Source organism: Undibacterium hunanense, assembly GCF_014284335.1.
In the GTDB taxonomy this organism is placed as follows: Bacteria; Pseudomonadota; Gammaproteobacteria; order Burkholderiales; family Burkholderiaceae_D; genus Undibacterium; species Undibacterium hunanense.
This window is the reverse complement of record NZ_JACOGF010000016.1, coordinates 86,444-112,471: the sequence shown is the minus strand read 5'-3', so window position 1 is coordinate 112,471 and position 26,028 is coordinate 86,444. Positions and strand designations below refer to the sequence as shown.

Here is a 26,028-nt window from a genome sequence, read left to right as displayed (position 1 = left end):
CCAATAATATAATATCGTCACTCAATCTTGTACTACCAAAGAGTTTAATCAATTCTATATGTAAGTTAAAATCATAGCCATAAGCAATAAGTTGCAACTTTGATCTCATTGTCTATCCGCATAAAATTATCACTGCAAAAAAAAGAAAAAATGCGATTCATTTCAGAAGTCGAACAAAAAACAACTGCTACGTCTCATTTTGCGGACGAAACAGTTAACTCTGACGAATATCTTGCTAAGTGCCAGGTCGACACCCCACATGAGTTTGTTGAGGCACTATGGAAAATTGTTCACACAAAAAGGAACACGATTAGCACAGTAGTCGATTTCGGAGCAGGTGACGGCAGATTCTCGTCTTATGGGACTTTTAAGAAATACGTAGGATTTGAGATCGACGAAAAGCGGTTTTCTCCAAATTCATTTGGCAAAAATGTTAAATTAAAAAATGAATGTGCTTTTGGAGTATCTGAAGGCGGATTCGACTTATGTATCGGCAATCCACCATTTGTTCGTCATCATGACATCAATAAAAATTGGTTTAAAAGAGTTGCCAATACTCTCGAAAATGATTTGCAATTTCGTGTGGACGGCCGTTCGAACGCCTTTCTGCTTTTTTTATGTAAGGCACTTGTAGCAACTCATGAGAACGGCCTAATAGCGTTAGTCATACCGTTTGAATGGGTATCTCGCCCTTCTGCGGCTCCAATTAGAAAATTTATTGAATCAAATGGATGGGATGTAGATGTCTATAGATTCACCGAGGATATATTTGATGGAGTAATGACTACCGCTTCTTTTACGATTATTGATAAATCTAAAAAAGATGGTGCATGGCGATATCACAAGATGGATCCGTCATTTCAAAGTGAACGTCAAACATACGCATCTGGCGACGCAGAAGTGTTTGAGTATGTGCGGCGCGGCGACTCTTGTTTCGCACAAAGAGGCCTAAGTCCCGGCGGGCAAAACATTTTTTGTTTAACTGAAGGACAAAGAATTCACAATCGACTTCAAATTGGAAAAGATGTTGTCCCTTGTGTTACGTCGTTAAAACACCTTCCAGAGGAATTCCAATCTTTAACGGAATTTAGATTTAACAAATACTATGTCGAGGCGGGGAAGCGTTGTTGGTTACTCAATACTTGGGATACTCCTTCTACAGCATTAATGGGGTACTTGAATTCTATCCCGGACTCCATGCGAAATAACTATACTTGCAATATTCGTGAGGTATGGTGGAAAGCGAAACCACATCAACCAGCGGATATTATTTATTCCTCCGCGTTCGTTGGAACTGGTCCAAAATTTTTTGAAAATAAAGTTTCTGCAGTCGCGGTTGGAACAGTTCAAGGCATTCACAACGTAAAAAGTAAACAACGCCCTAATCTTGTCAAAGCACTTTCAACTCTCAATTTCCAGTCTGGAGTTGTAGCACATTCAGGGCGATTGAAAAAAATAGAAGTTGGTCAGATGAATAAAATCGTCTGTGACATGGTTGAGACTCTATAGAGAGTATTTTATGGCTAAAGCTACGCTGAAAAAATTTGTGCCCGAAGATAAAGAAAAATTCGTGCAGTTTAGCATCGAGAGCCGCATCTTAAAAGAACTCGGCGAACGCCTTGTTAGCAATGCAGAAGTAGCGCTAACGGAATTAATTAAGAATGCTTACGATGCTGATGCAGGCGAATGCCGAATTACAGTCAGCGAAGATCAAATCGTAATCAAAGATACTGGTACAGGCATGTCGTACGACGCATTCAAAAACAAATGGATGCGAATAGCTACTGGAAATAAAGCAGACATGCCACATTCGGAAAAATTCGGCCGCAAATTAACCGGATCAAAAGGAGTAGGCCGCTTTGCTGTTAGATTCTTGGGCAGAAAATTAAAACTTGAGTCTGTTGCTATAAACGAACAAGGAAAAAAGGAAAAACTTACCGCTATTTTCGACTGGACAAAACTCGACGAAAGCAACAACATTTTGTCATTAAAGGTTCCCTACGAACTAAATTCGAGCAAAGAACCGATTGGGACAACATTGACCATATCTGAATTACGGGTCGCAATTGCAGACAAGGAGCTTTATGCGGTTAAAAGTGGCGTTTTAAGTATAGCTTCACCAGTATATGCTTTTATTAACGACGCCCCAGATGAAATCAAGGATTATCTCGCGCGGGATGGTAAAAGAAATGAAGATCCAGGGTTCAATGTTCTTTTTGGTGACGAACCAAATGAAGCCGAAGCTCAAGAGCCTCTTGCCGCTCTAGTACTAAGTAATTTTGTTGCCCGTACAACCGTTGATTTGAACAATGGCTACTTAACTGTGCATGTTTATCACGCTAACCGCGAGGGTGAATATATAAAAAGGCGGGTCAAAGTTTCAAACTCTATTGGATGTCGCGTATATGCGGATATAAGATACTTTCCAAAGAGAGCTGGTGTTTTTGCAAAAAAAGCAGACTTCAATGGAAAAGATGCATGGAGTTGGGTAAGAAAAAATTCTGGTATAAAAGTGTTCGATCATGGGTTTCATATTAGACCATATGGAACCGGGGATGACGATTGGCTTCAACTCGATCACGACACTGCACATAACGAAAGGAAATGGCGTTCCACGATAACGGAAAAATATTTCCCAATGGATCCGATTGATGCCAGCCAACCCAAGCGAAATCCAATGGTAAGTTTACCGACCAATTATCAAACTGTTGGCGCTGTTTTTATTGAAACGAATCCAGGCAATGTCGATGACGATGAAATATTAAGTCCTAGCATGGATAGGCAAGGGTTTAGTTCGAATAAGGGATTTCGCGGGCTTCAAAATGTTGCTCGATTCGCTGTTGAAATAATCTCTTTAGCAGATAAAAAAATTCAACTTGAAGACGAAGCACGAGCAAGAAATGAACGGTACCTAGTCAAGCAAAAAGAAATTGATGCGGTAATTAAAGAAATAAAGAGTTCTCAAAGCCTTAACAGAGAAGATAAAGAGCGAATCGTCGGCCACTATACTAAAGTCCGACGTGACATCGATAATTTAGATGAATATGACCGCTCAGCCCGCGAGGGACTTGAAACAATGAGCCTATTGGGAGTTGTAGCAGGTTTCATGACACACGAATTTCAGGCAGCATTGATGAATCTAGAGGGCGCGGCCAAAATAATTCGAGGTCTTGCTAAAAAAGACGTTGAGCTATTGGGCCATGCTAAATCGATAGACGAGTCCATACAATATTTCACAGGTTACATTGACTATACGAGATTGTTTGTAACAAACTTACATCTTGACTCAGTAAAACCCTATCGTGTTTTACCAGTACTTCAGCACGTAATTTCTACATTCAGTAAGTTCCAGAAAGAGCGCCATGTTGAAGTTGATACTTCTGAGATTAATAAAACTCTAGTAGCACCTCTTATCCCGGTCGCGATGTATCAAGGAATTGTCCACAACCTTTTTACAAATGCGTTAAAGGTCCTGCTCGTGCAACCACAAGCAGAAAAATTGATTTGTATTCAAGCTTGGAATGAGAAGGGGAAACACATACTGCAGATACTGGATAACGGCCCAGGAATTTCTCCCGACGTCGAAAACCGCATTTGGGACCCATTGTACACAACAACATCTTCAGAAAACAATCCTCTCGGCTCAGGTATGGGATTGGGCTTACCTCTAGTAAAAAAAGTGGTCGAAGCCAGGAAAGGACGCATTTTTCTAACTGAGCCGCCAGTTGGTTTCAGTACCTGTTTTCGTGTAGAACTACCATTGGAACAAAAATGAAAAAAATAATCATAATTGACGACAACCCAAGTTTGCAACTGCAATTACAAAATGCATTAACACATCTAAGCACTAATAAATATGAGATCGAAATTTGGGAAAAAGAAAAAGTTCAGGGAAAATGGCAATCTCAATTTGACGCGCAGAAACTTGTCTCAAACGCGGATGAAGATGTTTGGCGGAGAGTTATACTAGCTGAGACAAACTTGGCAATGATTGTCGCCGATCATGATCTATCTGCATTCAATGAAGTACGGGTTTCTGAAAGCACTTTGACAGAAGCATGTAAGCAATCTTCTATCCCTATATGCACGTATCATCGAAAACCTGGTACATCAACATCAGCCCAGGAACTCCGAGGTATTTATAGTCAAACTCGATCATTTGCAATTTCAATTGATATCTCCAATATTGACACCGCAGCAGCGAAAATATTAGCCGTTGCGGATGGTTTTGAAACATTGCTAACAGCATTTAACAGTGTTTCTGACGAGATAAAAAAAGCAGGCCCAGCTTCAATTGTATCCTCAGTCCTCGAACGACCAGGAATGGTTACATTTTTTTCTCGCTACGCAACCGGCCCTACGTTAGCTAGTGATGTCATAGATCATCTTGATGCAAATAATCAAAAAGAAGCATACTTGCAAATGGAAAAACGCATGCCATTTGTATTGGGCTGTTGGCTACACAATTATGTGTTGCCTTTTCCTGGTGTCCTCCTCAACGAAGTCGCATCTGCCTCATACGTAAATCTAAGTCAGGTCGATTTTACGAATCATAGCAATCATTTTTCTACTGCAAAATACATTGGACCATTTAGCGGAACAGCAGGCTATTGGTGGCGTACAGAATTAGACCAACTTCTCGTAGATGCAGATTGTGAAGACGGCGTCGAGTATCTGAGTAAGAAAAGTATTCAAGCGAATCCTTCAATTTGCTGCGTTACTAAAAATTCGCCTGCGGGCTTCTATTGCCTGGTTCGCAGAGAGCCAATTTCGCTAGCAGCCTCCGTTGGTAGGCTGAGTTGGATACCCGAGGGTGCGGACCTTAGTCGTATTGACACGGAATTATATGATTCAGTTGCGCCAATGATGGGGATCTAAATGTCTCGAGCATTCACTTCATCTTTGGAACGTCTACTAAACGAGTTCAATTCTAGCACTAAAGGGCTTCTAAAAAAAGTTTGTCCTGAAGTCGACTTTTCTGGAATATCAATATACGAAGCAAAAGAAAACGATGAATATCATCTAATGGCTAGCTTCGTAGGTATGCGGCAGATGCCAAAGTCAGCCAAAAAAACTGAAAATATTTTTGTTGTCGGGAAACTTCTAGGAGGTATGGCTGAAAAAAAACCAGTTTTACTAAAGTACAACACTGAAATAAGTTTTTGCCGTATGAAAGATATGAACAATCCAACGAAAAACTTGACCCCAATGTGTGGTTTTCATTTCGATTTTCACGACAACGAAAAGCAATTCAACCATCCCATATTTCATGCACAACCAAAACTTAAGGCGGGGGAGAGGTTCTTTTCCTGGAAAAAAGAATTCGCGCTACCAGAGTATCCAGAGCAGTATAACGAAATCAGAACACTTAGAATCCCAACCGCTCAAATGGACATTTTCTCAGCTGTTCTCATGGTAATTGCGGACCACGCAATTGATCCAAGTGATCCTGATCAACATTTTCAAAATTTTCTTAAGTTGGTCAATCGCTCGTTGATTCCAATGGACCTGAAATCTGCACCACCGACCTTTGCAGAAAAAATGATGGCCGGAAATCCGTTTCACGCTCTAGATTGGTACCCTATCACAGCAACGGTACAATCTTAGTTTAAAAATATACACACCCAATTCGATCCTTTAATTGTGACTTATTCGTGCGTGAAAACGTCAATATACATTTCTACGCTGACGGGCCAGCAAACCGAATCACTCTCTAAATTTATAAGCGAAAAGTATGGGCACCCAGCATTCATGCTTGCCCCCATCTGCAAGATACTCATATCTGCCTGCATCAAATTACGATAAATAATCACCCCGAATTTCCGCCGGACTCAAACCCAACACGCGCCGCATGCTGCGGGTAAGGTGGCTGGGGTGGGTGAAGCCTGTTTCCATGGCGATGTCTGTCATGCTTTGTTTGCCTTCCGCCATGAGCTGGCGTGCGCGGTGCAGGCTGCGTTCCATGACGTAGCGGTGTACGGGCATGCCTGTAGCCTGCCGGAACAGTGACTTGAAGTGTGACAGGCTGAAGCCAGCCACCACGGCGAGTTCGGTGAGGCTGAGGTCGCTATCCAGATGTGCCTCTACATAATCGATGACATGGCGCAGCCGCCAGGCTGGCAAGCTGCGGCCAGCTACCGGGTCGGTTGATGGCTTGCGTGACTGCACGGCAAACAGGCGGGCAGCCAGTGCGACGGCCAGGCTGTCGGCAAAAATACGGCCGCCTGGATAGGCGTCGTGGTCTTCGGCCTGCATCATCCAGCCTATGCGCTCTATCTGTGGGTCACGTATGTGTATGGCTGGCGCCAGCAGGGTATTTTGCCTGCCCAGGTTCATGGCTTCGGCGGTGTCGTTGACTATTTGCGGCGACAGGCGCAGCAGCAAGGATGTGGCGGGCCGGGTCAGTGTCCAGCGTGTGCTGGAACCACCAGGCACGACACAGAACTGGCCGTGCAGGCGCACGCCCTGGCGTTCATACCGGCCAGCGCCATAAGACACGGGCACAGGGTCCCCCAGATGCAGGCAGAGTACATGGCGGGCATCGACAGGGGAATTGAACAGGCCAACTGGTACTGGTGAAGTCAGCACATCGAGCAGCGGCAGATCATGGCTGCCGGCGCTGTTGAGCAGTGCTGGCGGTGGGTGGGGATAGCATGCAGGTCTGGTCATCGCGCCCTCTAAGTATGCATACCTAAGTGTCCTGACTAGATGCTCAGAGTCACTGATTCGCTCAATAACGCCGGGCCACTTTAGAAACACTAATGTAGCGCAAATCATCCGTCTGTGCTCAGGTTCGGCTGTTTGTGCGCGCCGTGACAAAGTAATGTTGCTAGCATCGTCTTCACTGTTACAGGCCACTAACAAACCCCATCAGGAGACTGAAATGAAAAGACGGCTTTTTTTGCAAATTACCCCTGCGCTCATCGCCAGCGGTGTTGCGACGGCATTGGCAATACCGGCGTTGGCCAGAGCGGCTGAACAGAGCAAACTGCAGCAGACGACGGACGCTGCCGCATTTGCTGCAATGCGCCGCTTTGCCAATTTGCCCTTTGGCAAAATCGCTTATGTAGAACGCGGCCAGGGTGATGCTGCGTTGTTCTTGCACGGTGCACCGCTGAATGGATTCCAGTGGCGTGGCGCGATAGACAGGCTGTCGCCTTACCGCCGCTGTATCGCGCCTGACTTCATGGGGCTGGGTTATACACAGGTACCCGCGCAACAATTGCTGGCAGCCGATGCCCAGTTGGGGATGTTGATCAGTTTGCTGGATCACCTGCAGGTCGGCGCAGTTGATATCGTGGCCAGCGACAGTGGTGGTGCAGTGGCACAACTATTTGCCGTGCACCATCCACAACGCGTGCGCAGCATGTTGCTGACAAACTGCGACGTGGAACCAGACAGCCCGCCGGCAGGTGTGCTGCCAGCCATCAATATGGCACGCGCCGGTACCCTGGCCGACGAAACCGCCAGATGGTTAATCGACGGCAAGCAGGCACGCGCCAGCTTTGGTGCTGCGGTGTTCCACAACCCGGCCGTGTTTAGCGACGCCAACATCGCTTATTACGTCACGCCGCTGGTCAGCTCGCCGCTACGTCGCCAGCAATACCATGCTTTTCACCTGGCGCTGGAACCCAACCCATTGGCGGGTGTGGAAGCAGAACTCAAGCGCAGCCGCATCCCCGTCAAGATCGTATGGGGTGGCAGCGACACGCTGTTTTCGCTGACTGATGCAGATTACCTTGACCGCTTATTTCCACAGTCACGCGGCATACGTGTGGTACCAGAAGGGAAGCTATTTTTTCAGGAAGAGTTTCCGGATGAGATTGCGGAAGAAGCAAGGCGTCTGTGGGGAGTGTGATGATTACATCCCCCGGCACTGGCACGTCGCAGTCATAAGCAGATGCCAGCAGCAATCATTGCCGGAGGCAACTGCGCAGGTGACAGGCTATACCCTAGCGCATCATCTGCGAGCGTAGCCGTCGCTGTGATGAAGCGCGTGCAATTGCCTGGCTAGCCGCCCGTGACTTTAATAACGCCACGCTTTTTGTAGCGCTAGTATCTATACAGGATTCGGGTTCGGGAAGATCTCGATGGAATCAAGCGCAATCCCGGCATCAGTCGAAATTCCAACGACAGTGGCAACAACAACTCTGTTACCAGACAATAATGCGGCCTGCTCTACGTTGCTCAAGCCAAAATTAGTCATTGCAACAACAGGGTCGGTTTTATGAAATTCCAGCATATTGGCATTTGAATCTATGCTATTCAAATACTCGATCAGCGTATTTTTCAGGGGGGGATCAGTTAGCTTAGTCATTTGAATCACCTTTCAATTAACTTATTGCACCATTTCAATTGTTCTCTTCGCGTTAGCCATCACTGGACGGATATAGCGTTGCCATGAGTACTTTTTGATAAGCTGGGGTCGGATAACCGACCCGGAATCTTGCTTTGCGACTTCGCTCCAGCGCAAAGCAAATCGATGTTATGAGGATCTTTGTAGGAACCTCATCCCATAGCGGTAAAAACCGCCTCTCATCCTGAATAGAGACTCTGTACTGTCAGTTTCTTCGTGGAGAACCAGTGAATGAGGGGGATAGTTGAGCTTCTGTAAGATATCACAAATTTTATCAATTCCCGCATGTGACACAAAGAAACTTGTCCTGCTGCAATTTTCGAGGCAAAACGCATTATCACTTCCATCACATCCTCGGGCATGTCATCCCACAGAAATAGCTCTCGCTGCCGCGACGCGATTTGAAGAGTGTGCCAATTTTGTTTATTTGCCTAAGTGCCAATAAAACCTCAATTAGCGATTAGCAGAAGTTGGCAGGCGGTTTTATAGCTACCTGCCAACAACAAACTAATGCCCGGGATGACTAATTCCCCAAATAAATCAGAACGCTGGCGATACCGCAGCAAACTCGCGTTAATACCCCCCCATCAAATCGCTGGCGACTATCGTACCGGCGCCCACCAGTTTGACGATCAGATCATTCACAGCTACTGAGCTTGAGGCGTTGGCGTGTTGGTACAGATAGGTACCAGCGGCTGCGCCATTGGCGACGGTGATGATGAATGCTTTGCCGTCGTTGGCCGTCAAACTGCCTACATTCGCCTGGATATTGGCGGCCAGACTGGCAAGGTCGGATGAGGCGATAGTCATCGTGCTCAAAGAAGTCGCTGAAGCACCCCAGTGTATTTTATCGGCACCCGAGGCTTTGAAGTTGGTTATGGTGGTCAGCCCGGTTGTGACCGATCCCAGATTGACGCCGCCACCTGAATTGAGGTGGATATCGTCCAGACCGTTGCCGGTGGCAGACAGGTTAATGCTGGTAATGTTTGATCCGCCGGCAAAGAGCAAACTATTACCGGTGGGCGCTGCGTTATAAGTGATGGTGCCAGTACCCCCGATAGAAACAAAATTGTTGACGCCACTGACCCCGTTGACGGTTGTGATATGGCTGGTATTTGTATAAATACTGACCATGCCTGTACCACCTAGCGTGAAACTTACTGCTGCGTTACCGCCAGTGCCTTCAAAATATCCGACCATATTGGTGCCTGCCGTCACCACATTCAAGCTGCCTGCCAAACCGCCGTCGATCACATTAATATTCTGGAACCCGGCGCCAATAACGGTAAAGTTACCGCTGCCTGCCAGCGTATCGGCATGGTAACCCGCAGTACCGGCGCCAACACTGGCATCAATCGTGGTGGCTACCGAACTGGTAATCGTGTGGTTGTTGGCAGTATCAATGACCTTCAAAGAACCACCCGTACCATTGGCAGTAATGGCACCAGTAGTACCGCCGGTAACGGTGTAGTTAGCAACGCCACCAAGAATAATGTCTGAAGTCGAAGCCTGATTCACTGTCACGTTTTGTGCAGTATTGACGTTCAGTGTTGCGGCGGCTGTCGCCTGGTTGACTGTCAAAGTTGCGCTTGGGCTAAGCATCAGCACTTCGCCATTACCGGCAAACAGGTTGACGGTGCCAACACCGTTCAGGGCAGCAGCAGACAAACTGGATTTGCCTGCATCGGTCAATGTAATATTGGTGCCGCCCATTGCATTTGTTCCGTTGACGGCAAGACCAACGGTATTGTTATTGCTCGTATTCACGGTCAGCGTACCGGGTGTTTTTGCTACCTGGTTCACTGTTTGACTGGTACCGCCTATTACTGCGACTTCATTGCCACTGGTGTTGTAGAAATTTAATGTCTGCGTGCCAGCGCCCAGGACTACGGTGTCACCACCCGTGGTTTTATAATTATTGGTGGTTGTGGCCAGTGCCCCGGTCGCGGCAACGCTGGTCGACGCATCGACCACACCTGCCAGCCATGTCTTGGCAAATCCAAACGATCCATTGGTGGAATTGTATGCAGCCTGGGCTTGTGCATTATTGACCATGGCGCTTGTAAACGCTGCCGCAGTCGTATTTTTGGCCTGTATCGCGATCTGGTCAGAGCCCAGTGCACCGTTCAGGATGGCGATCGCTGCTCCGCCAAAACTGACTGCACCGCTATAGATCTGGCTTTCCCAGTAGTTCAGGCCAGCAGCATCTGCACTATGGTTGAACATGTTGATATACAGGCTATTGACTATTTGCCTTGTCGTCGAGCTGGAGAAGACGCTGGCATATTCTGCTTGCTGTGAAAAACTTTGCGCAATCTGCACAAGGGACAATGAGGATGTTTGCCAGTATGCCAGGCCCGCAACGTCTGCCGGACGATTGAAATAAGCGATGTAGAGATTTTGGATATCGCTAGCCGTTGCCATATAAGATGCCTCTGATGAATGGGTATGAAAGAATTGTCGGTATCAATGAACACCAGTTACTTCAGGTTGATTGCAGAGAAAAGCAGAGCAAGCATGCCTGTATGCGCTGATATGTCAAAATGACGAGCAAATTCTCTCAAACTTCAAGCGTAAAGTATAGGATTCAGGTATAGGTGGACAGATAAGTGAATATGCCCTGATCCACGATACTGCCTATCGCTATGTTGAAGGACTTTTTTTAGAACTCATTTCATCAATAGGAATGAGTTCCAGTAACTTCGCCAGCATTGTCGAGGCGAATAACACGCTGCGTTACAATGCCCACTTGCACACCGCATTGCTTATCACCATCAGGAACCCGCATGAACACCGTATTCGCCGCCCCCGTCTTTGACAGCACCGTGATTTTTGAAGGCAATGAACTTTTCAAAGGCAGAAGCGCCGCCGAAAACTGGGCCAAAAAACTTGGCGCGGAACTCGAATGCGTAACCACGGTACAAAAGACCGGCACAGGCTGGGTCATCTGCGGTAATGTCGATGGCGAAGACTGTATCTGGGCGGTATTCGGGCAAAGGTTGAAGCGGATTAACCGGGAGTAATGCGGCAATTGCTAATTTTTAGTAGGGTGCGCTGAGCGCACCGGACTTGCCTGGCTTTACTGCTATGGTGCGCTCAGCGCACCCTACAGGTACTACGTGCGTTAACGCTCTAATCGCACAAACGGGCATTTGATCACGAAAATGCATGTATCAAAAACGGTGCGCGCAGCGCACCCTACGTGCGGCTATTTACTATCGTGCTCACAAATACTCAACCAGTTGCCCACTGACGCTGCGCAGGCGCTGGCTCATCAGCTTTGCCAGTTTCGCCAGGATGTGGACTGCCAGTAATGGTTTTTCCTTGATGATGCGTGCGTAGTTGTCTTTGGTCAGCAGCAACAAGATGCTGGTTTGTGAGGCGACGCAGGTGGCAGAACGTTTTTCGCCATCGATGATGGACATCTCACCCACGGTCTTGCCGTTACTTATCCGGACGATGCTGTGCAAGACACTGTCCTGGTCGGACTTGAGTATTTCGACCTCGCCTTTCACCAGCAAGAACATGTAGGTGCCAGAATCGCCTTCCTTGAAGACGACGGTGCCAGATGACACTTCATAGCATTGCACGTAACTTGCCAGGGCCTGGATGTCTTTCCATTCCAGGTCGGCAAACAACTGGGATTCGGCGATCATGTCGCATATGTCTGTCGACTGAAATGTCGTACCTGTACCCACGAGGCGAAAACCGTCCAAAGCATGATCTGGATTCATTGTTTACCCGTCAATTTGATATTCTTGCCTGTCATAAACCACACACGCAACTGCACGTATCAACTGTACTTATTCATCAATAGTCCGTCAACTGGGCGCAGCAGTGCCATCCCTGATGATAGAAAGTGTATCGCCGTCCGGCTGACTGTGGCAGCAGCATTCATTACCTGGCACTCAACGCCTGCAGGCGCTCTGACGCATGCCTGTTCTGTGAATCAAGCGCCAGTGACAAGCGATAATGTTTTACGGCTGATGCGGTATCGGCCTTGAACTCGTATACCTCTGCCAGGCTGTCATGGAGGTTGGCGCTGTTGGGATAAACCTGTATCCCCAGGCCAAATACCGCTACGGCCTGATCGGCCAGCTTCTTGCCAAGCAAACGATATCCCCAGGAATTGAATTCATCTTCTGATGGATCGGGCAAACCCTGGTCGGTTTTGATTTTTTTCAATTTGTCCGTCAGTCCATCGTAACCACTCTGTGCAATCTGTTCACGCAAAAGATGTACTGCGTAAGTGCCGCCGTGCGCTTTTCTTAATCCCGGCAAATAGAAGCCGGCGATATCATCGATCATCGCCTGCGGTTCGGCACCTGCCAGATTGGTCAGCGTGACAATGGCAAGATCATGATCGGGATACACATAAAACGCCGAACGCGCCCCGCCCATACCGGCAACGGCAGCATAGTCACCCTGGCGCACCACTGGCCAGCCAAGCGCCCACACAGTCGGTTTACCGTTATTGAAAGTACCGGGCGTCCAGAGTTGTTTTAAACCTGCGGCAGAAATCAGTTTGCCCTGTTGCAGCGCGATGAGCCAGTTGGCAATATCTTCAGCACTGCTGTTCATGCCCGCACCAGTGCGCAAGAAAGGAGGAAAAACCTCAACGACATGCTTCAGGTTGGTACTCTGTCCTTCATATCGGTACGATACCGCCTTGCGTGGAATGACATCGCGTGAATCACCAAAGCCAACGCTACGCATACCGGCCACGGCAAACTGGCGCTGCTGGAAAAAATCGATAAACGGCATGCCACTCAACCGGTCAATCATCTTGCCCAGCAAAATATAATTGGTCTGGTTGTAGCGATAGCGCTCACCCGTCTTGAATTCCATAGGCCAGGTTTGAATCGCTGCCCAGGCAGCGTCGACTTCTTGCGGCGTCGCCAGCGATGGTATTTTGCTGCTGATGATGTCAGGAATACCTGATGTATGCGTAAGCAACTGCCTGACAGTTACCGTCTGCCAGGCGACCGGCAAACCATCCAGATAACGCGACACCGGTGCCGACAGATCCAGTTTGCCGTCTTCCACCAATTGCATGATGGCTACGCCAGTAAACGACTTGGTTGCAGAATTGATGGAAAACACATTCTGATCATTGACTGCAACCGCGTTGGGAATCTCCGCCAGCCCATATGACTGCAACAGAACAATCTTGCCGCCCTTGACTACGGCCAATTGCATGCCCGGTATGCGTCGCTCTTGCATTTCGCTTTTCACATAACGGTCAATTTGCTGCCTGATGTCTGTGGCCGGGGACGGGTTAGACACGGTAGTATCACTGAGATTTGCAGAAAAACTATCTGTTACCGTCCCGGCCAAACTGCCGGCCAGGAAGAGTGATGCGATCAGTCTTGTCATTTACATGTGCTTTCGAGCGGAAAATATCTCTGGGAGAAAGTAAATCTGCGCATATACAGCACATACACAGATAGTACTTCAAGCTGGCACTTGTTAAATGACATGCCAGCGCTAATAACAATTCGACTTGCAAACGGTCAAATAGTTCTATGCGCATGGCCAGTCCACAAAAAAGCAGGCATCCTGATTGCTGACATGCCGGGGTCTGTTAAAACTACAATCAAATTGAGAGATACCTTGATTGACAACAGATCCCCAAGACGCCCCCATCTTATTGTCTGTCAGCGATTAACCATTTTCTGGTTGCTTTCCGAATAGCGACCACCCTGCACCGTGAAACTGGCAACAACGTTCTGGATATCTTGCAGATCGTCGGCAGTCAAAACGACATCCGTGCCGCCGATGTTTTCGACAAGGCGGTGCTGCTTGGTGGTGCCAGGGATAGGAACGATCCAGGGCTTGCGTGCCAGCAGCCAGGCGATTGCTATCTGTGCCGGTGTTGCCTGCTTGTGGTCGGCGATTTTCCTGATCAGTTCGACCAAAGCCTGATTGGCCTTGCGTGCCTCTGGCGCGAAACGGGGCAGAGTGTTTCTGAAATCTGTGCTGTCAAAGCTGGTGCTGTCGTCAATGGCACCGGTCAAAAAACCTCTTCCCAAAGGACTGAATGGAACAAAGCCGATTCCCAGCTCTTCCAGCGTTGGCAGTATCTCTTGCTCAGGCTCACGCCACCACAGGGAATATTCACTTTGAAGTGCAGCAACAGGTTGCACGGCATGGGCGCGACGTATCGTTTGTGCACCAGCTTCAGACAAACCGAAGTGCTTCACTTTACCTTCTTCGATCAGTCGCTTCACAGCGCCGGCCACGTCTTCAATAGGGACATCCGGATCAACCCGGTGTTGGTAGAATAAATCGATGCAATCTGTCCTGAGTCGTTTGAGGGCAGCTTCGGCGACTTCCCTGATATGTGCTGGCCTGCTGTCAAAACCGGCTTTTGCATCGCCATTTTTAAAGCCGAATTTGGTCGCGATCACTACCTGATCGCGTATCGGAGCCAATGCCTCGCCGACGACTTCTTCGTTGATGAACGGGCCATAGACTTCGGCAGTGTCGAATAGGGTAACGCCGCGTTCGGCGGCAGCACGTATCAGTGCAATCGCCTCTTGCCTGTCGATGGCTGGGCCATAAGCATAGCTGAGCCCCATGCAGCCAAAGCCGATTGCTGAAACCTCCAGGCCGGTATTTCCAAGTTTGCGCTTTTGCATATAATTTCCCTTTGAGTGAGAAGCAACATCAATGCAAGCCGGTTTGCTTGCATGTGTGATGACACTCACTGTACCTTGTCTGTGTTGCGCTGATTAGATGGCTAGCCCAGCATGGGCTTATGAACTGGGCTCATGAATGGTGTACTGCTTGCAGTATCAAACCACTGGAACTCATTTCGTTATTCACTCACCAACAAATGTCACCCGCTGTTCACGGGCATTTACGTCGCCAGCCTCACCCGCTTGATATCCCGCAGCGGTGGTGCGCCAAACAGTCTGGTGTATTCACGGCTGAACTGGGATGCGCTTTCATAGCCTACCCGCAAAGCGGCGCTGCTGGCGTCGATGTCTTCATTGAGCATCAGTTGCCGTGCATCTTGCAGCCGCAAGTGTTTCAGGTATTGCAAGGGGCTCATGCCTGCGACTGCACGAAAATGCTGACGGAAGGTAGATGGGCTCATGTGGGCTTTGTCTGCCAGATCGTCCATGGCAATATCTTCGGTGTAGTGCTGTTTCAGCCAGGCGATGAGCTTGGCGATTTGCTGGCCAGGTGAGCCAGCCGTCATCAACTGGCGCAATGCCGGGCCGTGTTCACCATTGAGCAGGCGCACGATGATTTCTTGCTGTATCAATGGTGCTACCAGTGGTATCAGTTGTGGTTCGTCCTGCAGGCGCACCAGGCGGGTAATGGCATCCAGCAGCCCCTCGTCCAGCGTCACGACCGACATCGCCAGTGAAGTCGATGCTTTCAGCGGTGTTGAAAAATTCATCTCGGCTGCGCATTGGGTAATGACGCGGGCGTCCAGTGCCAGGCCCATTCCCAAAAATGGCTGCGCACTGCTGGCGCGCGTGACGTAAGACACCACGGGCAGGTCCAGCGAAGTCACCAATGATTGCCCGGGTGCATAGTCAAATATCTCTTCCCCCAGCATGACGCGCTTGCCGCCCTGCACGGTCACGCCCAGGCCCAGACCATAGATGCAGGGCATGGGGTCGGTCACCCTGCTACGTCTGTATATCATCAGGCCAGGAATATGAGTGGAGTAGTCGCCGTCGGTTTGGGCAATATTGCCGACCAGTTCAGCCAGCGTGTAGCTATTCGCAGATGGTGTTGGATGTCCGGATTGCATGGCAGCGCCAGAAAATTCTTGAATAGGCATAGCCTACCATTTTCAATGCGGTGTTTTCCATTTCTGCCAATGATTCATCAAATCGGGCAAGAAATGCATCGAATCAGGCAAACGTCTTTTATGGCTGTGGGCACACAATAGCCGTCAATAAAAGTATTCCGGCATATCAACAGGATTTATCAATGAAGCACGCACTGATCATCAACGCACACCAGTTTTATGAAGGTATTTCTACCGGCAAGCTGAACCAGAGCGTGGCCGGCATCATCCAGACAGAACTGGAAAACCGCGATTACCAGGTCAGGCAAACCCGGATTGAGCAAGGCTATGACATCAACGCCGAAGTACAAAGTCATCTGTGGGCCGACCTGATCATTTTGCAGTCACCAGTGTACTGGTTTGGCATGCCATGGATATATAAAAAGTATGTGGATGAAGTCTTCACGGCGGGCATGATGCAGCAAAGTTTTCTGGATGGCGATGGCCGCACCCGTGAAGACCCCAGCAGGCAATATGGCAGCGGCGGCAAGATGCAGGGCAAGAAGTATATGTTGTCGCTGACCTGGAATGCACCGCAAGAAGCCTTTGGCGACACCGCGCAATCTTTATTTGAAGGCAGGACCGTTGACGATGTCTTCATTGCCAATACGGCCAATTACAAATTTTGCGGCTTTGATGTCTTGCCCTCTTTTTCTTGCCATGACGTGATGAAGCAGCCAGATATTGAGAATGATATGGCAAGGCTGCGCACGCATCTGGCACAGGTGATCTGATCAATTTGCATGATCAATACAACATCAACAATCCAACATCAGCAAGCGCACATCATTCCCATTCTGGAGATTTATATGATCAATACGACGATTAACGGCAAGAATACCAGCGTTGATGTCACACCCGACACACCCGTACTGTGGATGCTGCGCGATGCGTTGCAACTGACCGGCACCAAGTTTGGTTGCGGCGCTGCCTTGTGCGGCGCCTGCACCGTGCATCTGGATGGGCAAGCGATACGTTCCTGCATCACGCCTGCTTCTGCGGTGCAGGGCAAGAAACTCACCACGATAGAAGCAGCGACCGGTGGCAATGACAAGATCGGGAATGTTGTCAGCGCCGCCTGGATCAAGCATGACGTGGCGCAATGTGGTTATTGCCAAAGCGGGCAGATCATGAGTGCCACGGCGTTTTTAAAATCGCTGCCGCGTGGCAAACAGCCGACGGCTGCTGAAATTGATTCGGCCATGGCGGGCAATATCTGCCGCTGCGGTACTTACGCCCGCATCCGCGCCGCCGTTGCCGATGCAGCCAAAGCCATTATCTGAAGGAGACAGCATGTTACCGAATATTGATTACAGCGAAATGCCGCGTGCCTTGCAACACATGCTGGAGCGCGACCAGCCCGCTAAAGTTCTCCCTCTCAGCCGCCGCAGCTTTCTCAAGTTCGCAGGTATAGGCGGGCTAGCTCTGGGAGCCTTTCCCCACCTTGCACTGGCCCAGTCTGTTACTGCCTTGAAGCCGACGCAGCAACCATCTGCTTTCGTGCAAATCGCTACAAACGGTGAGGTCACGGTCATCATCAACCGGCTGGAATTTGGCCAGGGTGTGCAGACTGCCTTGCCGATGATACTGGCAGAAGAACTGGATGCAGACTGGAATCTGGTACGCAGTCGCCATGGCAGCAGTGATGCAGCTTACCATGACCCTTTCTTTGGCATCCATATCACCGGCGGTTCCAATTCCGTCAAGAACAGCTTCATGCAATATCGTGAACTGGGTGCACGCGCCCGCGCCATGTTGCTGGCTGCGGCGGCAACGCGCTGGAATGTCGATGTGGCCACGCTGCGCACGCAGGTAGGTAATGTGATTGCCGCCGATGGCCGCAAGCTGGGCTATGGCGAACTGGCCGAAGCTGCGATGGCATTGCCCGTACCAGAAAAAGTCGAGCTCAAAAATCCGAAAGACTTTCGCCTGATCGGCCAGCCAACCGGCCGCCTGGATGCCCGCGCCAAAAGTAGCGGCAAACAGGACTACGGCATCGACATGCACTTGCCCGGTCAGTTGACAGCAGTGGTGGCACGCCCACCAGTATTTGGCGCGAAACTGAAAACTGTCGATGACAGCGCAGCACGCGCCATCAAAGGTGTGAAGGCAGTTTTCCGCCTGCCGCTAGACCGTGGTGCCGAAGGCGTGGCCGTGGTAGCCGATGGCTATTGGGCAGCCAAACAGGGACGTGATGCATTAAAGCTGGAATGGGATACCGCCAGTGTAGAAAAGGTCGATAGCACACAACAACTGGCTGATTACCGCAAGCTGGCCAATGAGCCGGGCCCACGCCATTTTGATGCAGACATCGCGGCACTTAGTACAGCGCCAAAACATCTGGAAGCGGAATTCATTTTCCCTTACCTCGCACATGCCGCGATGGAACCGCTGAACTGCACCGTTGCACTGAAGGATGATGCTGCAGATATTTATACCGGTTCGCAATGCCCCGGCCTGGATGCAGCAGCCGTGGCACGTACGCTGGGTATCAAGCCCGAACAGGTAGCCATGCATGTGCAGATGGCAGGGGGTGGCTTTGGTCGTCGCTTTGCCAGCAGCAGTGATTTTGTGGTGGAAGCCTGCGAGATCGCGAAGGCTACCCGCACGGCAGGTTTGAATGTGCCAGTGCGTACCATCTGGAGCCGTGAAGATGATATGCGCGGCGGCTATTACCGGCCCATGCATTTGCACCGCGCCCGCATCGGTTTTGACGACAAGGGCAAGGTATTGGCATGGGACCATGTGATCATCGGCCAGTCCATCACTGCCGGTTCAGTGTTTGAACAATTCCAGGTCAAGAATGGCATAGACGCCACTGCCACTGAAGGTATGCGTGACCCCTACCCTTTCCCCATGCGATTGACTGTGCATCACCCAAAACTGAATGTGCCGGTGCTGTGGTGGCGCAGCGTGGGCTCTACCCATACAGCTTTTGTCATGGAAACCCTGCTGGACGACATCGCCCGCGCTACCAAACAAGACCCGGTGGCGTATCGCATGAGCCTGTTTGGCGACAAGCACCCGCGCCACCGCGCTGCCCTGCAACTGGCGGTGGATAAAAGCGGCTACGGCAAAAAGCGCCTGCCGGCAGGACGTGCCTGGGGCGTGGCGGTGCATGAATCCTTTTCTACCGTGGTGGCCTATGTGGTGGAGGCGAGCATGCAGCAAGGCCGCCCCGTACTTAAAAAGGTAACGGCTGGTGTGCATTGCAATCTGGCTGTCAACCCGCGTACGATAGAAGCACAGGTGCAGGGCGCGGCGCTGATGGGTCTGGGCATGTGTTTGCCGGGTGCAGCTATCACACTCAAGGATGGCGTCGTCGAGCAAAGCAATTTTGGTGACTATACCGTGGCACGCATCACCGACATGCCTGCCATGGAAGTGCATGTTGTACCCAGTGCAGAACCACCTACCGGCATGGGTGAACCTGGCTTGCCACCTCTGGCACCGGCATTCGCCAATGCCATCGCCAAGCTGACTGGCAAGTCTTTGCGCCAGTTGCCTTTCAATATCAGCTAGAGCAAAAACACGATGGAAGATCTCGATACCCTGGTCTTGCGTACTGCACTGGCCTGGCATGTACAGAGATTGCCGGTCATACTCGTCACGGTGGCGCGCACCTGGGGTTCTTCACCACGGCCACCCGGTTCGCTGATGGCGATCAATGAACGGGGTGAAACCGTGGGCTCGGTATCGGGTGGTTGCATAGAAGACGATCTCATCCATCGCGTCAGGGACGAAGGGGTACAGGCAGTCTGCGCAGGCGACCGGCCTGTAGTGTTGCGCTATGGGATCTCTGCCGACCAGGCACATCGCTTTGGCCTGCCCTGTGGCGGTACGGTAGAGCTGGTACTGGAACCTGTTTCTGCACATAGCCGTCTGGATGAACTGCTGCTGGCTTGTGAACAGCGGCGCAGCATACAAAGGACGCTGGATTTGCAGACCGGCCATGCAGCCCTGCAAGCAGGTCAGTTTGATGGCTTGCCACGACTGGATGAGCACAGGTTGATCACTTACCTTGGCCCACAGGCCCGCATTATTGTTATTGGTGCCAGTGACCTGTCGCGTTACTTGTGCCAGTTTGCCTTAAGCCTGGGTTTTGAAGTCATCATCTGTGATCCGCGTGAAGAATACAGGGCCAGTTGGCAATTGCCGGGTGTCATGGTCAGCGAAGAAATGCCGGACGATCTGATACTGCGACTACAGCCCGATAGCCGCACTGCCATCATCGCATTGACGCATGACCCAAAGCTGGATGACCTGGCGCTGATCGACGCCTTGCAATCACAGGCTTTTTACGTCGGTGCCATCGGCTCACGTCGTAACAGCGAACAAAGACGAGAACGCCTGCGCACGCACTTTGATATCGCCGAACCTGCTTTGCAAGCCCTGCACGGGCCAGCCGGTTTATATATCGCCAGCAAAACCCCGGTGGAAATTGCCTTGTCCATCATGGCCGAGATTGTGGCAGTGAAGAATGGCGTCAGTCAGCCATTGACCACGCCGGTGATACTTGGAAAGGCCATGCATGAAAACCCTTTATTGGCTGTGCTGCAAGCCGAAACAACTTGATTGCGGCATTTAATCCCCCGTCCATATCGCACTAAGCCAATGTGCGATGGGCAAATGATGAAAAAATCTGACAATGAACCATCCTTGTCATGAACACTATTTCTGATTTTAGAAAACCCGGATACCACGGTAGCATTTTTGTTTCCTGACAAAGTAAGGCTACAAGAGCAGATATCAGTGGACTGTTACAGTCCACTAGTTGGCACTAAAAGCAAATTACCGGTCAATTTTTTGTCATGGTTAATTCTTGTATTGTTTGCCTGGCAGATTTTGCGTTTTGATAATCCGGGTTGATATCCAGCGCTTTTTGATAAGCGAGAACCGCCTTCTTGTTCATTGTCAGTGCGGCATAAAATTCACCCAGGCTATCGTATAAATTGACATCACCAGGATGCAACTCTATCGCAGCTTGCAGAATATTCAATCCAGATTCGGATGCATTTATTTCTCTTAACCGGTAGGCTGCTCTATTGAGATTGGCGGCGCTGGCCTCGCCCTGAGGATTAAGGCTGTATGCCGTTTTGAGTGAGGCGATTCCCTTATCTTTGTCTCCTGCTGAAACTTCCAACACACCTGCAAGTGCAAGGGCAGCATCAGACATGGGGTAAAGTTCCTGTGCCAGTTTTCCGATTTTCAGTGCATGTACTGAATTGCCACTACGGATCAAATCCTGTACCAGGATATTCAAATCTACGAGGTAGTCAGGGGACACGGCCGCATTTTGATATGCCTTTTTCATATTTTGACGAAGTGTTGCCAGTGCTTTATCCAGTTTCGTCGCACTGTCGGCCATGCTTGTACCCCTGCCATTCATATATTTCTGTATATCAAAATCTTGCTTGAAGAATTTGATGCGGCTTGTTTTTTCCCACGCTGCATACAATTGCTCGACTTGATGTTCAAACGCTTCATCAAAACGAAAAGCAGCGGCAATAGCGCTGTCTTTTTTGTACAAGGCGATGTAGTCATGAAAGAAAGCAATTGCCCCGGTATTGGAATAAGCTGATAATTTGTGGTGCTTATCATGCAGCTTTTTCGCCATGTAAGAACCGACTTTACGTAATTGCAATCCCCCAGCCGGATGTTGTGCCTCGCTGATAAAAAGCTGTGTCTCTACTGCATCGCTCGTCAAATCTCCGGACTTCATATTTTGATTGAAGAGGCTGAATGCTTCGCCCAGTATTTTGCTGTCTTTAACTTCATCAGAATAGGCATACTGCGTGCGTTCAAAATAGGCATTGCCCTCAATGAACACCGTTTTCATGGCATCGTAATGCACCCGTTTCTGCGGATCATGAATATACAGCGGGGTATCCCATGTCTCGCCGGTGACGGCTTCAAATAGTTGTTCGGCAAAGACGCTGGTATCGACTCTTTGCAGATTGGCAGCGACCGCAATCGTCAACTGCCGCGAAGGGAAACAGAATAAATAGGTGGATGTTTCTGGCTGCACGCCATCGTGTGAAATGGAAAACCTGCCATTGACAGGATTGGTAAGCCAGCCAGCACTGTAATTGGTGAATTTTCCTTGATTGGTCACCATGGAGCCAAACATCATATCCTGCCCGGCTTTGGATACGATGCGTCCACGGTTGATAGCATCACCAAATTTGAGCATGTCGACGACATTGGAACGCGTTCCGCCAGCAGAAAAACGGCTGCTGATATCAATAAACTCTGCGTGTTTGATTTGCTGATTGCGCAACTGGTAGCCGCGTACCCTTTCAGGAATAAGGTCGTAGGGATCATCCAGCCTGGTTGCCATCATGCCTGAAGGACCCCAGATATTTTTTGTCATGTAATCACTGTATGACATGCCTGATGCGCCTTCGATGATGGCACCCAGCAAATTATAGCCGTAGCTGGTATAGCGAAACCGCGCGCCCGGTTCAGCGATCAGGTCAAAATTTTCAAATACCGCGATTGATTCCCGCGTATTTTTGTGGTCTTTAAAATGTTGTTCCAATTGTGGATTAACGTAAGCATTAATACCCGCCAGATGACCAAGTAACTGACGCACCGTGACGGGATAGGCCTTTCGCGGAAAATAAGGAACATAGCTTTGTACCTCGGCTTCAAGCGACACTTTTCCGTCATCCACCAATTGCAGGATTGCAGCCGCAGTCATGGGTTTGGTCACGGAAGCCAGACGATAGCTGGAGCTTGCAGTCGCAGGAATTTTGTTTTCGAGATCAGCATAGCCGTAGCCCCTGGCCCACATCACCTGACCTTGCAGATAGCCTATCGATAGCCCCGGAATTTTATCTCTCATCATTTGGGTAGCGACGAATTGTTCAAATTTTTTCAGCCGGATTTGTGTATGAGCATCGCCCGGCACTGTCGCTGCCAGGCTTTTCATGGCAGGGAAAATCAGTATGAAAAAAATGAAGGACGGAAAAGACAGGAATATTTTTCGCATGGTGATGACGTAGACGATAGACAATAGACATAAGAGATCCGGCATCTTAGTCATGCATCAGCAGGAAAAAAACAAAAACCACACGAACTGCACTTGTGCCACCTGATTTGCACTTGGTAGCCGAAAAACATGGATACAATCCCCTCATGACTTCGACTTTTACAAAATGCCTGCTATTTGTTCTTTTGCTCTTCGCGCTTGACCCCTGCCATGCACAGGTAGATTTGATGGGTCTGCGCTTTCAGCATCTGCAGGGTGATTTTTCTCAATGTGGTAAAGCGAACCTGACATCCCTGAATGAGCAATCCAGGCAGCCTGTTCAGGCAGGATTTTCTTTGCATGATCTCAAACCCATGCAGCATTACTGCCTTTCAGCGCAATTTTTGATGTCTAAGACGCCAACGCGAAATCAAGTCTTGTCTTTTTCCTTGCTGGCAGCTTCCGAGTTATTTCTTGATGGTGTGAAAGTGGGGCGCAATGGCAAACCGGCCGTCTCGGCCAAAGAGGAAATACCTGGGTATATAGAATACAGTGTCAGCCTGACGCCTGAGCAATTGCAGCAAGGTATGCACAGCCTGGTATTAAAACTTTCCAGCTATCACGGCAACAATCAGATCAAGAATCCTTTCTATGATTTGTCGATCACGGAACCGTACAGCCTGTATGTGGCCAGTAACACGGGGATTATTCTTCCCCTGTTATTGGCCGGTGCGTTATTACTGGTGGTCTTGTTATTCTCAGGTCTGACTTTGTTTTACCAGCGGCATACGCACTGGGTACTTTTTTTAATATTGTGTCTGGTGGCGAGTTGCCTACTGGTAGTTGAAGCCTGGCGCGGCCTGTTTGGCTATCTGTATCCATTTCACTTGATCAGGTTGTATCTGGTGGCCGGACTGACCTGCCTGTTCTCTGTCCTGTTGCCTGTGTATTTTCTGGCTTACTTCCGGTTCCAGCGCCTGATGTTGATTACCGGCATCCTGGCCTTATTGACTGTCACGATGACGTTCATCAGTCCTTATTTTGATCACAAGAGTGAGATGATGTTTGGCGTCGCCCTTGTAGCAAGTTTGGCCATCAGTATCATTGCGTATAAACGTCAGAAAAGCGCCAGTAAAAGAGGGCTGGTCGTCGTGATTTGTTCTTTGGGGCTTTTTTTGATACCCGCTTTCCATTTTGCAGAAACGGGTTTTGGCCTGAGTGTATGTTTTTTATTATTCAGCATCTTGCTGCAACTGCTACAGCAGTTTGTCCATGACAGGCAAAAAGCAGCGTTAGCCACTCAGTTGGAAAATCAGTTGCTGCGACGCAGTTTGCAACCGCATTTCCTCATGAATTCCTTGAGCCTGGTGGGAGAATTACTGCACCAGTCGCCACGACAGGCGGAAGAATTTATCCAGGCATTGGGCCGTGAATTCAGAATGTTGAACGAGTACGCAAGTCACACGCAGATCGCTTTGACGCAGGAACTGGAGCTGTGTAAGAATTATCTGGAGATCATGAGTGCTCGCCTGCAAAAAAAATGCACCTTGCAGATAAAAGGGGATCCGTCGGCGATCAGTATCCCGCCAGCCATCTTGTTGACTGTATTGGAAAATGCATTTTCACACAATAAATACAGGCAGGAAACGCTATTTGAGCTGCATATACATCGCAGCATGGAGTCTGTGGGCATAGTAATGAAACTGCCTGTAGTCAGCCCAAGAGCGCACACTGGTACAGGTACAGGAAATCACTATATTCATCAAAGTTTACAAGAAGTTTTTGATGGTCGCGCCAGCTATGTAACGGAGCAAGTTGGTGATTTTTGGCATGCACGATTTCAATTGCCACTGATATCTGGAACTGATTTCATCAATAGGGATGAGTTCTACATAGAATCTGTTCAGAAACAGACGAAGAAAACCCATGAAATTACTGATCGTTGAAGATGAGCCCTTGATCGCCCAACGCCTGCTGCGCGAGGTAAGGGATTATTTTGGAGAGCAGCTTGATCAATTGCATCAATGTGATGATATTGATGATGCCCTGGCCCTGCTGGATAAAACACGTTTTGATCTGTTATTGCTGGATTTGAATTTGTCAGGCCATGATGGTTTTAAAATTTTGCAATTGAATCACATGGCTGCCAAGCCGGACGCGACCAATTTGCAGACAATTATTATTTCTGCGCATACCGAGCAGGCAGTGACCGCATTTGGTTTTGGTGTTATTGACTTCGTACCTAAACCCTTTAGCCAGGAACGTCTGTTTTTGGCATTTGAACGTTATGAGAAACGCCGGCCACCAGATGATCAAAGTGCCAGCCTGGTGCTTAAAAAAATGGGGAATATAGAATTACTGGTCATTGCAGATATCGATTTTGTACAGGCTGATGGGCACTACAGCAAGATTGTATGCCGCGACGGAAAACAGCACTTCCATGAGAAATCTTTAGAGAACATGCTGGGAATTCTACCCCGGAGTTTTGTACGCATACATCGCTCGTATGTGGTGAATATGCAGCACTTCAAGCGCCTGTCTATCAGTGCAGGAGGAAAGTATTCAGTCGATACCGCATTTTCAAGCGACATTCCGGTTTCACGCTCCATGTATCCGAAAATCAAAAAAATACTTGGTGCTTCCTGATCAGTTTTCCAGCTATAGGGTGGACGCCACTATCCGGATTCCCGCCCTGCGACTGTGGAATCCCTTTCAAGCAATGCAGCCGAACTCCATTTGTGCTTTAAATAGCAAGAAATAATGGCAACTATTATTAAAACGCCTTAAACTTGATTGTCCTGTCTTGTTGCTGGAAAGTCTCGCGCTATCACTGCGAATGAATTTCTTCAGGCAGTCATAAGCGCTGATACAAAATTACCAAAATAATAA

Annotated in this window: 20 protein-coding genes; 12 read left to right on the top strand and 8 right to left on the bottom strand. The window is 49.1% G+C overall.

Annotated features, from left to right (window positions below):
- The first annotated feature begins 99 nt into the window (after positions 1 to 99).
- The 4 genes from H8L32_RS23815 to H8L32_RS23800 are packed head-to-tail and all read left to right on the top strand — an operon-like array spanning position 100 to position 5,607.
- Positions 100 to 1,509, top strand: coding sequence for an Eco57I restriction-modification methylase domain-containing protein (locus tag H8L32_RS23815; RefSeq protein ID WP_222619474.1), 1,410 nt, complete (start codon positions 100 to 102; stop codon positions 1,507 to 1,509).
- A 10-nt stretch (positions 1,510 to 1,519) separates the two neighbouring features.
- Positions 1,520 to 3,775, top strand: a complete 2,256-nt coding sequence (locus H8L32_RS23810) for a sensor histidine kinase (protein WP_186950114.1) — start codon at positions 1,520 to 1,522, stop codon at positions 3,773 to 3,775.
- Positions 3,772 to 4,878 carry a hypothetical protein gene (locus tag H8L32_RS23805; protein ID WP_186950112.1) on the top strand — a complete coding sequence of 369 codons (1,107 nt, stop codon included), beginning with the start codon at positions 3,772 to 3,774 and terminating at the stop codon, positions 4,876 to 4,878. Before H8L32_RS23810 ends, H8L32_RS23805 begins: the two co-directional genes overlap by 4 nt.
- Positions 4,879 to 5,607: a hypothetical protein gene (locus H8L32_RS23800; RefSeq protein ID WP_186950110.1), complete on the top strand. Its 729-nt coding sequence runs from the start codon at positions 4,879 to 4,881 to the stop codon at positions 5,605 to 5,607.
- 189 nt (positions 5,608 to 5,796) lie between these two features.
- Here the strand turns inward: H8L32_RS23800 and H8L32_RS23795 are convergent, their stop codons facing one another.
- Entirely contained in the window at positions 5,797 to 6,669 is an 873-nt protein-coding gene (locus tag H8L32_RS23795) for a helix-turn-helix domain-containing protein (RefSeq protein ID WP_186950108.1), read from the bottom strand.
- A gap of 214 nt (positions 6,670 to 6,883) precedes the next feature.
- Here H8L32_RS23795 and H8L32_RS23790 point away from each other — a divergent pair, with 214 nt between their 5' ends.
- The gene (locus H8L32_RS23790) at positions 6,884 to 7,858 is read left to right on the top strand and encodes an alpha/beta fold hydrolase (protein WP_186950106.1); all 975 of its coding nucleotides are present in this window, start codon (positions 6,884 to 6,886) and stop codon (positions 7,856 to 7,858) included.
- 201 nt (positions 7,859 to 8,059) lie between these two features.
- Here H8L32_RS23790 and H8L32_RS23785 read toward each other — a convergent pair whose 3' ends face one another.
- A complete protein-coding gene (locus tag H8L32_RS23785; RefSeq protein ID WP_186950104.1) occupies positions 8,060 to 8,317 on the bottom strand; it encodes a hypothetical protein in 258 nt (85 codons plus the stop codon).
- A gap of 612 nt (positions 8,318 to 8,929) precedes the next feature.
- Positions 8,930 to 10,780, bottom strand: a complete 1,851-nt coding sequence (locus H8L32_RS23780; RefSeq protein WP_186950102.1) for a beta strand repeat-containing protein — start codon at positions 10,778 to 10,780, stop codon at positions 8,930 to 8,932.
- A gap of 362 nt (positions 10,781 to 11,142) precedes the next feature.
- Between H8L32_RS23780 and H8L32_RS23775 the strand changes: the two genes are divergently transcribed.
- Entirely contained in the window at positions 11,143 to 11,379 is a 237-nt protein-coding gene (locus H8L32_RS23775) for a hypothetical protein (protein WP_186950101.1), read from the top strand.
- Positions 11,380 to 11,580: 201 nt separating this feature from the next.
- Here H8L32_RS23775 and H8L32_RS23770 read toward each other — a convergent pair whose 3' ends face one another.
- From H8L32_RS23770 to H8L32_RS23755, 4 genes are all read right to left on the bottom strand, one after another.
- Positions 11,581 to 12,090 carry a Crp/Fnr family transcriptional regulator gene (locus H8L32_RS23770; protein WP_186950099.1) on the bottom strand — a complete coding sequence of 170 codons (510 nt, stop codon included), beginning with the start codon at positions 12,088 to 12,090 and terminating at the stop codon, positions 11,581 to 11,583.
- Between the two features lie 163 nt (positions 12,091 to 12,253).
- On the bottom strand, positions 12,254 to 13,732 hold the full coding sequence (locus tag H8L32_RS23765; RefSeq protein WP_186950097.1) for a serine hydrolase domain-containing protein: 1,479 nt from the start codon (positions 13,730 to 13,732) through the stop codon (positions 12,254 to 12,256).
- Between the two features lie 281 nt (positions 13,733 to 14,013).
- Complete coding sequence (locus H8L32_RS23760) at positions 14,014 to 14,997, bottom strand: aldo/keto reductase (protein ID WP_186950095.1); 984 nt, start codon at positions 14,995 to 14,997, stop codon at positions 14,014 to 14,016.
- Between the two features lie 221 nt (positions 14,998 to 15,218).
- On the bottom strand, positions 15,219 to 16,157 hold the full coding sequence (locus H8L32_RS23755) for an AraC family transcriptional regulator (protein WP_230412391.1): 939 nt from the start codon (positions 16,155 to 16,157) through the stop codon (positions 15,219 to 15,221).
- Between the two features lie 152 nt (positions 16,158 to 16,309).
- Between H8L32_RS23755 and H8L32_RS23750 the strand changes: the two genes are divergently transcribed.
- The 4 genes from H8L32_RS23750 (at position 16,310) to H8L32_RS23735 (ending at position 20,741) form a co-directional block, all read left to right on the top strand.
- On the top strand, positions 16,310 to 16,900 hold the full coding sequence (locus H8L32_RS23750) for an NAD(P)H-dependent oxidoreductase (protein ID WP_186950093.1): 591 nt from the start codon (positions 16,310 to 16,312) through the stop codon (positions 16,898 to 16,900).
- 75 nt (positions 16,901 to 16,975) lie between these two features.
- Positions 16,976 to 17,449, top strand: coding sequence for a (2Fe-2S)-binding protein (locus tag H8L32_RS23745; RefSeq protein ID WP_186950091.1), 474 nt, complete (start codon positions 16,976 to 16,978; stop codon positions 17,447 to 17,449).
- Between the two features lie 10 nt (positions 17,450 to 17,459).
- Entirely contained in the window at positions 17,460 to 19,688 is a 2,229-nt protein-coding gene (locus H8L32_RS23740) for a xanthine dehydrogenase family protein molybdopterin-binding subunit (RefSeq protein ID WP_186950088.1), read from the top strand.
- Between the two features lie 12 nt (positions 19,689 to 19,700).
- Complete coding sequence (locus H8L32_RS23735) at positions 19,701 to 20,741, top strand: XdhC family protein (protein WP_186950086.1); 1,041 nt, start codon at positions 19,701 to 19,703, stop codon at positions 20,739 to 20,741.
- 223 nt (positions 20,742 to 20,964) lie between these two features.
- On the opposite strand, the gene H8L32_RS23730 is transcribed toward H8L32_RS23735, so the two are convergent.
- On the bottom strand, positions 20,965 to 23,160 hold the full coding sequence (locus H8L32_RS23730) for a serine hydrolase domain-containing protein (RefSeq protein WP_186950084.1): 2,196 nt from the start codon (positions 23,158 to 23,160) through the stop codon (positions 20,965 to 20,967).
- Positions 23,161 to 23,546: 386 nt separating this feature from the next.
- Between H8L32_RS23730 and H8L32_RS23725 the strand changes: the two genes are divergently transcribed.
- Together H8L32_RS23725 and H8L32_RS23720 are read left to right on the top strand one after the other, a co-directional pair.
- Positions 23,547 to 25,085, top strand: a complete 1,539-nt coding sequence (locus tag H8L32_RS23725; protein WP_186950082.1) for a histidine kinase — start codon at positions 23,547 to 23,549, stop codon at positions 25,083 to 25,085.
- Positions 25,066 to 25,785 carry a LytR/AlgR family response regulator transcription factor gene (locus H8L32_RS23720; RefSeq protein WP_186950080.1) on the top strand — a complete coding sequence of 240 codons (720 nt, stop codon included), beginning with the start codon at positions 25,066 to 25,068 and terminating at the stop codon, positions 25,783 to 25,785. Before H8L32_RS23725 ends, H8L32_RS23720 begins: the two co-directional genes overlap by 20 nt.
- The last annotated feature ends 243 nt before the right edge of the window (positions 25,786 to 26,028 follow it).